This window comes from Methylobacter sp. (assembly GCF_030680395.1).
In the GTDB taxonomy this organism is placed as follows: Bacteria; Pseudomonadota; Gammaproteobacteria; order Methylococcales; family Methylomonadaceae; genus Methylobacter_A.
This window is the reverse complement of sequence record NZ_JAUXVR010000043.1, coordinates 15,398-27,177: the sequence shown is the minus strand read 5'-3', so window position 1 is coordinate 27,177 and position 11,780 is coordinate 15,398. Positions and strand designations below refer to the sequence as shown.

Genomic DNA, 11,780 nt, shown 5'->3' with positions numbered 1-11,780 from the left:
TCGTCCACTCCCGGAGTTGCAGGTTATTCAGCCGCTTTTGGCTTTGCCCGTCTGGATGGCGAACCTACTCTTTTTTTGCTTTTATCCACTTTTTTAGTGCTATCGTCGTCTTTCGCCGCTTTTTTAGCATTTTCATCCATTTTGGATATGTTAAGTTGCTGGCCGGCTACCCTGACTTTTTTCAATTCCTCAAACAATTCTTTCGGTATGCCTGCCGGTAATTCAACAGTGCTGTAGTCGTCCTGGATTCTGATGCGGGCGATATGGTCGCCGTCAATGCCGGTTTCATTGGCTATGGCGCCAACGATGTTGCCGGGTTTTACGCCGTGGTTATGGCCGACTTCAATCCGGTACGTTTCCATTTCAACATCCGCTCCGCCGCCGAAAGCACGTTTTGGCTTGCGGTCTTTTTGCGGTCTGTCGGGTTTTGCCGATCTATCATCCCTGGATGGTCTGTCGTCGCGGCTATCTTTAGATCTTTTAGGCAGATTTTGCAGTAACAACGGCGTTTCGCCCTGAACCAGTTTTGCCAGTGCGGAGGCTATTTCCAATGCAGTTACATTGTGCTCTTGTTGGTATTGTTCTATCAGTTGGCTGAAAAAGCTCAGTTCCTCTGCGGCCAAAGTGTCGGTAATATTCTGTTTAAAGCGTGCGATACGTTTATTGTTAATGACCTCGGTTGAAGGCAAGCCCATTTCTTCAACTTTTTGCTTGGTCGCTTTTTCAATATTAGCCAACAGATTTCTTTCTCTGGGAGCAATAAACAAAATGGCATCGCCAGTACGTCCTGCGCGGCCGGTTCTGCCGATACGGTGAACATAAGATTCGGTATCGTAAGGAATGTCGTAGTTAACCACGTGGGTGATACGGTCTACATCCAGTCCGCGTGCAGCAACGTCAGTCGCAATCAAAATATCCAGTTTGCCGTTTTTCAGGTTATTAATGGAGCGCTCGCGTAACGCTTGAGACATGTCGCCGTTAATAGCGGCGGCGGAATAACCGCGCGCTTCCAGTTTTTCTGCCAGCTCAACTGTTGCGGTTTTAGTTCTGACAAAGATAATCATGCCGTCAAACGTCTCCGCTTCCAGAATACGGGTTAGCGCGTCCAGTTTATGTACGCCGCTGACCAGCCAATAGCGTTGGCGTATATTTTCAGCGGATGCGGTAGTTACTTTGATGGTGATGTGTTCAGGCTCATTAAGATATTGCTGAGCGATTTTGCGGATAACCGAAGGCATGGTCGCGGAAAATAAGGCTATTTGTCTTTGTTCAGGAATTTGATCCAGAATCCATTCCACGTCATCAATAAAGCCCATGCGCAGCATTTCGTCGGCTTCATCAAGAACCAAAAAGCCCAGTCCTTTCAGGTTTAGAGTGCCTTTACGCATGTGATCCATAACCCGGCCCGGTGTGCCGACAACCACATGAGCGCCGCGTTTTAGCTGGCGTAACTGGGTAGTGTAGTCTTGTCCGCCGTAGATAGGCAGAACGTGGAAACCTTTTAAGTGCGCGGCATAACGTTGAAACGCTTCTGCCACCTGAATGGCCAGTTCGCGAGTTGGCGCCAGAACCAGAACTTGCGGGTCTTTTTGTTTGAGGTCGATACGCGACAAAATGGGTAATGCGAAAGCGGCGGTTTTGCCGGTTCCTGTTTGTGCTTGCCCCAGAACGTCTTTGCCTTTCAGTAGGAGCGGGATGGTTTGTGCTTGTATGGGTGAGGGTGTTTCATAACCGACATCATTCAGCGCTCTTAGCACCGGTTCAATCAGAGCTAAATCACGGAAAGAGGGTAATGTAGAAACATCATTGGACATGGATTTACCTGTTGTAGATATAGAATGCGCGTAAGCGCGGGGAAATGTGTTTGTTTATCAGGATATTATACCGGACTCTATTACAAATTGCAGAAAATTTAACCGGACAAAGCGTTATTCAAAGCTCTCGTTCCTTGGCAATTGCTCCCTGCATTGCTCTAGCTCTTGAATCCCTACAGTTGCCGGCAACGGCTTCATACAGTCATGCGGCATCCGTTCAATCATCCGCAACTGCCCGGCATAATCTATTCCGTGGAATAAGTTCATTATCGGCAATCACTTAAATTAGTGCTAATGATCGGATTAAAGACGTAAAAGTGACAGCTATAGCCCAAGCAGAGCACTTAAGTATGTTACTGCTGAGTATAAATTTTATTTATAATTTATTTAAGTATATGAATTAATTGAATTTCATCGAAAATAAGCAGCAATCCCTAGTATTTGTACTAATAGATATTTAATAGAAACAGAGGCTATATTATTAAGCAATTATTGAGCACTTATTGAGCCCTTTTTAAGGTGAAAAGATTTTAACTATCAAATGCCTTTTGGAAGGATAAGAGTGCGTCTTATGCTGACACATCCGCCCGCCCCGCCGCTGTAAGTATGATCTTTTAATACTTCCCGCCCAGGCTCCGGCTGCTTATGTTTAATGTTACACCCTAATTTAGGTTCATAGAATGTCGAACAAACAAGAGGAGCACTATACGATGAAAAATAAAACGAAATATTCCCCCACAATAGGGTTAACGATACTGCTGAGTGTTATCGGGCAGACGGTATTCATTTCTGCTGCCGGCGCCTCTCCTGTCGAGCAAAACCAAACATTTAACGGTTTTTCAGAAAGCGGAGCCGGAGCGGAAAGAAAGCAAATTACCATGGTCGAGACGCAAGGTCTTGATACGGTATTGGATATACCGTTACGTCTGGGGGGATTTGTTACAACTGTTGTCGGTACGGGCCTTTTTATCGCCACAAGCCCTTTTACCGGCTTGATGACGGCTTTATATCCTCATGACGCAATACAAAAAGCAGCGGATTTTCTTATTGTCAGACCGGGTAACTACACATTTGTCCGACCTAGCGGCCGCTTTAATTATGATTCACGATCCGATGAAGAAAAATAAATAACCCACAAACATATTGCTTCAATAAATTCAGAGTAATTGATTACTGACTTTTATTAACATTTTTCCAATATTAATGCAGGTTACCCTTAAATAATAAGATGAACTGCACTTACAGTTAATGCTAGACAATTGACGGGAGTCTACCCATGGGATTAAAAACAAGAATGCAATGTTTTAGTCTGCCCAAAGTTGCAATGGATGCGGATGATAAAGCAACTAAATCAGACACGCCAAATGAAAAAACGGAACAACCTTTTGCGCCATTGTTACTCAAAATACTCTCCTCGGTAGAGTTGGAATTTAAAGAGAGTATCCATTCCCGGCTACTTGATATTCTTGATTTGTCGCTAATCAGCGGCATAGAAGAAAAGGAGGCCAGGAAACAGATTCGGGCGGTGGCGCAAAAATTGATCGACGACGAATCTATCCCGTTAAATACGCAGACCCGACATCAAATAATTAAGGAAGTTGAAGATGACGTATTGGGACTTGGACCTTTGGAAGCTTTACTGTACGACCCGACCATTTCCGACATTCTGGTTAACGGTCACAAAAAAGTGTATGTCGAACGATACGGCAAGCTGGAGTTAACGCCGGTCAGGTTTAATGATGACAATCACCTGATGAAAGTGATTGACCGGATTGTGTCGAGGATTGGCCGCAGGATTGATGAGTCGTCGCCGATGGTCGATGCCCGGTTGCAGGATGGCTCCAGGGTAAACGCTATTATTCCGCCGCTATCGATTGACGGGCCTTCGCTGTCGATAAGACGGTTTGCGGTCGATAAAATGGGGCTTGATGACTTGGTAAAAAGGGATGCCTTAACCGGCTATATGGCTGAATTTCTTAAAGGCGCGGCAAAGTCTAAATTGAATATCCTGATTTCCGGCGGCACAGGTTCAGGCAAAACAACGATGCTGAATGCCATTTCAAATTTTATCCCCAGTAATGAAAGAATCATCACCCTGGAAGATTCCGCAGAGCTACAGTTGCAGTTACCCCATGTGTTGCGCCTGGAAACCAGACCGGCCAATGTCGAAGGCAAGGGCGAGATAACATTACGTGACTTGGTGCGCAACAGCCTTAGAATGCGGCCGGATCGCATCGTTATCGGCGAAGTCAGGAGCGGGGAGGCATTCGACATGCTACAGGCGATGAATACCGGTCATGACGGTTCCTTGACAACCGTCCATGCCAATACTCCGAGAGATGCCTTGGCGCGTCTTGAAAACATGGTATCTATGGCAGGATTGGAGATGCCGGCTAAGGCGATCAGAGCGCAAATCGTATCGGCAATTAACATCATTATTCAACTGGGTCGGCTCGAAGACGGCAGCAGGCGAGTCATTAGCATCCAGGAGGTCGATGGCATGGAAGGCGACGTGATTACCTTGTCTGAAATCTTTAAATATCATAGGCGCGGTGTCGATGAAAAAGGCGTTGTAGTGGGGCAATATTGTTCGACAGGAATCATTCCAAAATGTATGACTAACTTGAAACAAAGAGGCGCCAACGCAGATCTGGCCATTTTTACCAATAATCTCAATTAAGCAGGAGGGTAATATGATCAGCGACATGGCAATGTTATTTGTTGGATTAGTCTTTTTAACGGTTTTTTTTGCATCACAAATTCTCGTATTACCGACCTTGGGAACGAGTCGGGCAGACAGCCTTAAGCTGAAACAACGTTTGGAAGGCATTATTCTGGCGCATGGCGATTCTGAAGCGTCGATTATCAAAGAAAAATACCTTAACCGGTTAGGACTCGTAGAACGGAGACTTGAGCGTTTGCCCGGTATGGCGAGGTTAAAAACATTGCTGGAGCAGGCGGGAAAACAACAAATAGCTTACCGGTTTGCATTGTCTGTATTGCTTTTATCCGGCGGCATAGCGTTTTTAGTCTGGCTGTACTTTCATCATCTGATATTCACCTTGGCGGCGTTTATGGTTGCGGCGGTTTTACCGGTAGTGTGGCTAAACAAACAGCGAGCCAAGCGCCTGGACAAATTTGAAGAGCAATTGCCCGAAGCCTTGCAAATGATGGCCAGAGCCTTGCGGACGGGGTATCCGTTCACCGAATGCATGAAAATAATTTCCACAGAAATGAACGAACCCATCAGTCAGGAATTTGGCATGACTTATGAAGAAATCAATTACGGGCGCAATATTGAAGTGGCATTTGCATTGATGATAGAGCGGGTTCCCAGTCTCAGTTTAATAGCGATGGCGACAGCAATAATAATCCAAAGGGAAACCGGCGGTAATCTTGCCGAGGTGCTATTGAAAATCAGCAATGTACTAAGAGGGCGATTTAAATTGCAGCGACGCATAAAAACATTGTCGGCGGAAGGCATGCTGTCGGCTTGGGTGTTGCTGTTGCTGCCGCTGGCTTTGTTTGGATTGATGAGTTTGATGAATCCTGATTACTTTAAGCCGGTTTATGAGTCACCCGATAGAATGACGTATGTCTATATTTTTATGGGCCTGGAGTTGAGCGCAGCCTTTTGGATACGGCGCATTATTACCATTGATGCATGAGGTGAAGTGAATGGACTTTTTGATGCAATTATTGACAGGGCTGATGGCAAATCAACAAGTAGGCCAATGGGGTACTGTTTTGTTGGTGTCAGGGGCGATCTTTGTTTTAGCGTTGGCGCTGATGTCACTATTCGACGATTTTTTTGACCCGGTGCGTTCCCGTTTTAAGCGGGAGGTAAATACCGACGCGGTTTTCATGCTTGAACCCAATGCCCTATCGGAAAAGCTCCGTAAACATAATAACGTGTTTGTTCCGACCAGCCTGCCGTTATTACAAAGAACAACGACACGCCTTCATTATGGCGGATTTCATAATAAGAATAGCTTGTTGCATTATTACGCGATACGCATGTTGTTAATGATTTTGTTGCCTTTGTTAGTGCTGATGGCCATGGCGCTAGTTCCCGGTATGAAGAGTGAAACAATATTTCAATCCGCATTGGGAGCGATAGCACTAGGTTATATGGGGCCTAGTTTTATGTTGGATAAACTCATTACCAACCGGCAAAAAATGCTTCGCAGAGCTTTTCCCGATATGCTTGATTTGTTAGTGGTTTGTTCCGAGGCTGGCTTGAGCCTGGATGCGGCGATACAAAAAGTGGTTATCGAAAGCGGCATCAGTCAACCGGTATTGGCTGCCGAGCTGGAAATTGTTATTGCTGAAACCCGCGCTGGCATTGATCGGCATAAGGCCTTGCAAAGACTGGTTGAAAGGACTGGAGTAGAAGACATCAGAGGTCTGGTAGCAGCGCTGTCACAAAGCATGCGCTTTGGTACAAGCATTGTCGAGACGCTCAATGTTTATTCGGAAGATCTCAGGGATAAAAGAACGCAAGCTGCCGAAGAAGTGGCGGCTAAAATTAGTACAAAGCTGATTTTTCCGTTGACCGTTTGTTTATTACCGGCATTTTTAATGGTTGTTATGTTGCCTGCCGTATTGGTTCTTAGACATATAACTCCCGGATAACGATTTTTTTTACCGCTCGTAACAGTAATAAATGATGAACCTTAGCTGTCGAAATCCCCTGATTTTTGTTATGAGTGCAGAGAGTGATTTCCTAACCGGATGAATATAATGAATAAAATAAAAAAACTAACCCATCTCATTTTTTTGATTATTTTAAGTCAATCGCTGCTGACTGCCTGCAATCCCGGCAACATTAAAGAAGCAGAGCGTAGTGGCAACGAACAGGAAACCGAAGAGATTTTGCAAAGTGCCGGGCTTGATGTCAATTCGGTGGAAGACGCCGTGTTAAAAGCGGAAAAAGCGGCGCAGAACGGCAATATGGATCTGGCTCAACTTTATTATATAAAAGCCTACGATCTGGAGCCGAATAATGTCAGGGTTTTGCAAAAAATGGCTGACTTATATACCGAGCTAAAAAAATACGACTTGGCAGAAGTCACTCTCAACTTGATATTACAGCAGCAGTCGGGGGATTTAAAGGTAACCGAACAATACGGATTACTGTTGATCAAGCTAAAAAAATACCCTGATGCAGAGAAACATCTCGGTCAGGTTGTCGCCAAACAGCAAAGTTGGCCTGCTTATAACGGCTTGGGAATTATTGCTAATTTACAAGGCGACTATCTGAAAGCCGAAAGTTTTTTCAAAAAAGCTGACGCCATTTCGCCTAATTCGCCAGAATTGCTAAATAACATCGGCTTTGCGCTCTATTCAGCTGACAAACTGGTCGAGGCAGCGCCCTATTATGTTAAAGCCCTGCAAATTAATCCCGGTTTTAAAAAGGCGATCTATAACTACGCATTGCTACAGGCGCGCTTAAGCCACTATGAACAGGCCCATATTGCCTTTGCCAAAGTGTCTTCAGCGGCCGAAGCCAATAATAATACCGGCTATATTGCGATGATGAATGGTGATTACTCCGAGGCGAACAATTATTTGCAAGAAGCTATCAATATATCGCCCCGGTTTTATAAAAAAGCCAATGACAATTTAAAGCGGCTGGAAATACTGGAACAGCAGTAAGTCAGATAAATTATTTTTCTGATTTTCAATCTACGAGCTCTCGATAGCTGTTCCAGACGCGATTCTACCTTCCCACCCTTTGGGGTCATACCTTCTGCATAACCCACAGGGACGTGGGGAAGCTTCCGCTACTCACGGTCCTTACTACATAAATCCACATGGATGTGGTGAATGCGAGCAAATATCTGCTCATGCAGATTTTGTATTAACGCCATCCATGGCGTTAATTTCTAAGTCTCCGCTCCTTATATCCATATAGGCAATGCCAGTCCATAACTTCACGTCCTGGTACTTGGACTCTCTTTGCGCTCTGACGGGTCGGTCCCGGCATTCATATTGAATGACATACTTTTTAGCGCTGGCCGAAACATCCTGCTAATAAGGAAATAATTTGAATACCACTGACCTAGGTTGTAGGTACTCGTACTAATATATTTAAACTCATTTTATACTTAAAATATCCTCAAGTTATTTTATAGATGATTCAAACTATTTAAGACTGCAATAGTGATTTCAGTGTTTCAAAGAGTTAAATATAAAAAAGCTATTAATATTAAGCCCGTGTCGGTAAATTTTATTAATCATTAAAGCGGCAGGTTACCTATCTATCTGTATTTAAATAAATTTACGGTAATGTATTAACCGTTAGCGACTGATATAGGCCGGCAGTCGTAAAAGCTGGAGTTTTTTATAAACGGATATTTGATAATTAACTTTATTTTTGTGAAAAACATTGGCTTGAGTTGTAGGTATTATTACCAATATTTTTTAACTCATTTTATGCTTAAAATATACTTAAGTTATTTTATAGATGACTCAAGCCATTTAAGGCTGGCAATAGTGATATGGATAATAGTTGTATTGTGTCAAAGAGTTAAATATTTAATGATATCAAATTCTGTGTCGGTAAAGTTTATTGATAATTGAAAGAACATGCTGCATGCCTGTATCGAAATAACGCACGGTAATATATTAATCGTTTGTCAACCTATACTGGCCGGTAGTTGTGAGAAGGGGGTATTTTTGATAGACGGATCTTTGATAATGTAATTTATGATTCAAAACAGTGTAAATAATACTTTTTTAATTTCATATTGAGGAATAAACCATGAAGAAAATAACAAACCTGGTAAAAGTTTTTTTTGCTGATGAAAAAGGCGCAGAAACCGTTGAATGGGTAATGATTGCTGCCACTTTGGCTGCCATTATAACTGTTGTTTTTTGGACTACCTTACAAGGTGGTCTTAATGCAGCTATAGCCAAAATAAATACTTCAATGAGCACTGCTGGCTAATTAATCTGTTAGAAAGATAGAAACCGGTCTTCTCCCCTTGGTCTCCAGGCTGTGGAGAAGGCCGCTTTTATCATAAGTATTCGGTTTTTTAATATCCTATAACAAGCTATGAATAGTATTTTAAAAAACAGGCAACGAAGCCGCTGAATTATTGGATATTTATGTATTATTACAATAGCAGTATAGCAAGGCATATATTATTAATGGCTATTGTTTTTAAGTTTGGCCGTTAAACCTTAATTAATAACCTTATGGCCGGTTTATGATTATTATTTACTTAATATTAATTGCATTTGTATTGATTGCAGCGATTTACGATGCGGCCCTACAAAAAATACCTAACTGGACTTCATTGGTTATTGTTGTGTTGGGGTTGGGCTGGAATATTTTTTCCGCTGAAGGGTTAGGCGTTCGGGATAGCGGCTTTGGCCTGCTTGCCGGTTTTTTGCTGATGTTACCGAGCTATGTTTTCGGCGGCATGGGGGCTGGCGACGTGAAACTCATGGCAGCGATAGGATCGGTAGTAGGTATTAATCAGGTGCTGGACTTGGTCTTTTATAGCTACATGGCAATGTTTGTAATGGCCATACTTTTTATAGTGGTGAAAGGGGATCTGGTTAAGCTGTTGTGCAGGTTGCGGACTCTTATTTATGGTTTGTTTACGGGAGTATTGGCTTATCAGAAACCGGACCAATCAGATGCAGCAAGTAGCCGATTGCCTCTGGCACCGGCTATCGCACTCGCTACCTGTTATGTTTTATATCCGGCACTTTACAACTCAGGATTTATGGCAAATTTATGTCTCTATTAGAACTCATTAAACAACCCCGCACGATTGACGAGACCGCTCTCGATGCCGAGTTATTGCTTGATTTGACGCTAAAGCATTTTTATGACGGCGGCGTACTGGATTTGCATCAGTTGGCCGACAGGATGGCATTGACAGGAAACCTGCTGGAAGGAATCTTGGCTACCTTGCGCAAAGACTCCCGAATTGAGGTGTTGGCTGCAAAAGAAAATAGCGCCGGAGTGCGTTACCAGTTAACCGAGTTAGGCCGTGCCGAAGCGAAAAACGCCTATTTGAGAAGCGGCTACATTGGCCGCGCCCCGATTACGATTGAGCATTACAGACAGTTGGTTGAAGCGCAATCCGTGTTCAATTGCACGGTAAGCAAAGAACAACTAAAGGACGCTTTTGCCGATGTCGTGATAGAAGACCATTTGTTTGATCAGCTGGGGCCTGCATTGCATTCCGGCCGGGCCATCATGATTTATGGCCCGGCGGGTAGCGGCAAGACCTATATTTGCAAGCGTCTGGCGCGATGTCTAGGCGGTCCGGTTCACCTACCCTATGCTATTGCTGTGGGCAGGGAAATCATCCAGTTTTTTGATCCTTTGATTCATGTACCGGTTTATCAAATCAGCGAGAAAGTCGGTTATCACTTTGAAACCCGCACCGATCAACGCTTGATTTTATGCGAGCGCCCGGTTGCTATCAGCGGCGGCGAGTTGACTATGGACAGGCTCGAATTGCGTTACGACCCTGTCACCCGGTTAAACCACGCGCCCATCCAGTTAAAAACCAACAATGGCATTTATATCGTTGACGATATGGGGCGGCAGCGCATGCCTCCCATTGAATTGTTAAACCGCTGGATTGTGCCGATGGAAGAGCACCTCGATTATTTGACGGTGGGAACAGGTCAGCATTTCCCGGTGCCGTTTGATACCGTATTGGTGTTCTCATCCAATTTACATCCGCTGGAATTGGCAGATGAGGCTTATCTAAGGCGTTTGGGCTACAAAATACATTTCACTGACATTACTAAGGAACAATTCACCCTGATCTGGGGGGATGTGTGTCGGGATCGGGCGGTAACGGTTGAGGACGGCGTACTGGATTGCGTTTTCGAATTGTATGATCGAACAAAACGGCCTTTTTTACCGTGTCAACCTCGGGATTTGATTGGCTTAGGACTCGATATGGCTGCATTTAAAAATAACCGGGGTCGTCTAAGTCAGGAAAATATCAGGCTCGCGTGGGACACCTATTTTATTGAAATATAAGGAAGGGTAACAAAATGAACAGACGTTTTATTATTATGCTGAGTATTGCATTGCTGCTGTCTTTGCTTGCAGCCTGGGTCGCCAATCGTTGGATACAAGGCCGGGCGGTGCCCGATACGGCAATGTCTGTTGTTGTCGCTGCAGTCGAAATCCCTTTTGGCGTCAAGCTTGAAGAATCCCAGATTAAGCTCATCGCCTGGCCGGGCAACTCAGCTCCGCCGCAAGGCGCTTATACGTCAAAAGAACAAGTCGTCAACAAGGTTGCGATGAACAAATTCTATCCTGACGAAATCATCACGGAAAAAAGAGTTTCAGAGTATTTGGGCGGCAGTACGCTTTCCGCATTGATTGCCAAAGAGTATCGCGCTATTTCGGTGCGGGTGGACGACGTGGTTGGTGTGGCAGGATTTATTTTGCCTGGGAACAAGATCGATATTCTGTCTACAAAAAAGGATCGGACGACAAATAAGGCCACTACGCAGACGCTGTTGCAGAATATCAAAGTATTGGCGGTGGATCAGGAAGCTTCTCAGGAAAAAGAAAAGCCGGCCATCGTCAGGGCGGTTACGCTGGAGTTAAAGCCGGATCAGGCCGAGATAATGGTACAGGCCATGCAGGAAGGAACGATACAACTGACCTTAAGGAACCCGCTGGATAGCGTAGTAGAAGACACGGCTGTCATCTTGGCAGAAGTACAACCGAAACTGGTTGAAAAAGTAAGAAGTAGAAAACGGGTACTAAAGATAATTCCATGGCTGTGAAGTGGGCTCTAAACAAGAAATCTTAAGAATTATCGATTTGAGGCGCGACAGCAATGCCGATTATTTGAATTTGTTGTCTTTGTAGAGGCATATTTAAGTGTAGGTTTTTCACCCTCCGCTTTCTTCACTGTGGGACAGCTTACCTTTAGTGTGTCAGATTTGAATTTCAATAAGTAAGAAGAAGGG

At 44.2% G+C, this 11,780-nt stretch carries 10 protein-coding genes; 9 read left to right on the top strand and 1 reads right to left on the bottom strand.

Annotated elements, in window-relative coordinates; all coding sequences use genetic code 11:
• Positions 1-23 precede the first annotated feature (23 nt).
• Positions 24-1,814: a DEAD/DEAH box helicase gene (locus Q8L79_RS17695; RefSeq protein WP_305273935.1), complete on the bottom strand. Its 1,791-nt coding sequence runs from the start codon at positions 1,812-1,814 to the stop codon at positions 24-26.
• A 710-nt stretch (positions 1,815-2,524) separates the two neighbouring features.
• On the opposite strand from Q8L79_RS17695, the gene Q8L79_RS17690 reads away from it, so the two are divergent.
• The 9 genes from Q8L79_RS17690 (at position 2,525) to cpaB (ending at position 11,594) form a co-directional block, all read left to right on the top strand.
• Positions 2,525-2,941, top strand: a complete 417-nt coding sequence (locus Q8L79_RS17690) for a hypothetical protein (RefSeq protein ID WP_305273933.1) — start codon at positions 2,525-2,527, stop codon at positions 2,939-2,941.
• A 149-nt stretch (positions 2,942-3,090) separates the two neighbouring features.
• Positions 3,091-4,494, top strand: coding sequence for a CpaF family protein (locus Q8L79_RS17685; protein ID WP_305273931.1), 1,404 nt, complete (start codon positions 3,091-3,093; stop codon positions 4,492-4,494).
• Positions 4,495-4,507: 13 nt separating this feature from the next.
• Positions 4,508-5,482: a type II secretion system F family protein gene (locus Q8L79_RS17680; RefSeq protein WP_305273929.1), complete on the top strand. Its 975-nt coding sequence runs from the start codon at positions 4,508-4,510 to the stop codon at positions 5,480-5,482.
• A gap of 10 nt (positions 5,483-5,492) precedes the next feature.
• The gene (locus tag Q8L79_RS17675; protein WP_305273927.1) at positions 5,493-6,449 is read left to right on the top strand and encodes a type II secretion system F family protein; all 957 of its coding nucleotides are present in this window, start codon (positions 5,493-5,495) and stop codon (positions 6,447-6,449) included.
• 108 nt (positions 6,450-6,557) lie between these two features.
• Positions 6,558-7,472 carry a lipopolysaccharide assembly protein LapB gene (locus Q8L79_RS17670; protein WP_305273924.1) on the top strand — a complete coding sequence of 305 codons (915 nt, stop codon included), beginning with the start codon at positions 6,558-6,560 and terminating at the stop codon, positions 7,470-7,472.
• A gap of 1,108 nt (positions 7,473-8,580) precedes the next feature.
• A complete protein-coding gene (locus tag Q8L79_RS17665; RefSeq protein WP_305273922.1) occupies positions 8,581-8,766 on the top strand; it encodes a Flp family type IVb pilin in 186 nt (61 codons plus the stop codon).
• A 262-nt stretch (positions 8,767-9,028) separates the two neighbouring features.
• Positions 9,029-9,577 (top strand): prepilin peptidase, encoded by a 549-nt coding sequence (locus Q8L79_RS17660; RefSeq protein WP_305273920.1) that lies wholly within the window; start codon positions 9,029-9,031, stop codon positions 9,575-9,577.
• Positions 9,565-10,833: a hypothetical protein gene (locus Q8L79_RS17655; RefSeq protein ID WP_305273917.1), complete on the top strand. Its 1,269-nt coding sequence runs from the start codon at positions 9,565-9,567 to the stop codon at positions 10,831-10,833. Before Q8L79_RS17660 ends, Q8L79_RS17655 begins: the two co-directional genes overlap by 13 nt.
• 14 nt (positions 10,834-10,847) lie before the next feature.
• Positions 10,848-11,594 (top strand): Flp pilus assembly protein CpaB, encoded by a 747-nt coding sequence (gene cpaB / locus Q8L79_RS17650; protein WP_305273915.1) that lies wholly within the window; start codon positions 10,848-10,850, stop codon positions 11,592-11,594.
• Positions 11,595-11,780 lie beyond the last annotated feature (186 nt).

Bases quoted from the DNA above. Each gene is read 5' to 3' on its own strand.
- Q8L79_RS17670 (WP_305273924.1), top strand. From the start codon at position 6,558: ATGAATAAAATAAAAAAACTAACCCATCTCATTTTTTTGATTATTTTA.
- Q8L79_RS17660 (WP_305273920.1), top strand. From the start codon at position 9,029: ATGATTATTATTTACTTAATATTAATTGCATTTGTATTGATTGCAGCG.
- Q8L79_RS17655 (WP_305273917.1), top strand. From the start codon at position 9,565: ATGTCTCTATTAGAACTCATTAAACAACCCCGCACGATTGACGAGACC.
- Q8L79_RS17695 (WP_305273935.1), bottom strand. From the start codon at position 1,814: ATGTCCAATGATGTTTCTACATTACCCTCTTTCCGTGATTTAGCTCTG.
- Q8L79_RS17690 (WP_305273933.1), top strand. From the start codon at position 2,525: ATGAAAAATAAAACGAAATATTCCCCCACAATAGGGTTAACGATACTG.
- Q8L79_RS17685 (WP_305273931.1), top strand. From the start codon at position 3,091: ATGGGATTAAAAACAAGAATGCAATGTTTTAGTCTGCCCAAAGTTGCA.
- cpaB (WP_305273915.1), top strand. From the start codon at position 10,848: ATGAACAGACGTTTTATTATTATGCTGAGTATTGCATTGCTGCTGTCT.
- Q8L79_RS17665 (WP_305273922.1), top strand. From the start codon at position 8,581: ATGAAGAAAATAACAAACCTGGTAAAAGTTTTTTTTGCTGATGAAAAA.
- Q8L79_RS17675 (WP_305273927.1), top strand. From the start codon at position 5,493: ATGGACTTTTTGATGCAATTATTGACAGGGCTGATGGCAAATCAACAA.
- Q8L79_RS17680 (WP_305273929.1), top strand. From the start codon at position 4,508: ATGATCAGCGACATGGCAATGTTATTTGTTGGATTAGTCTTTTTAACG.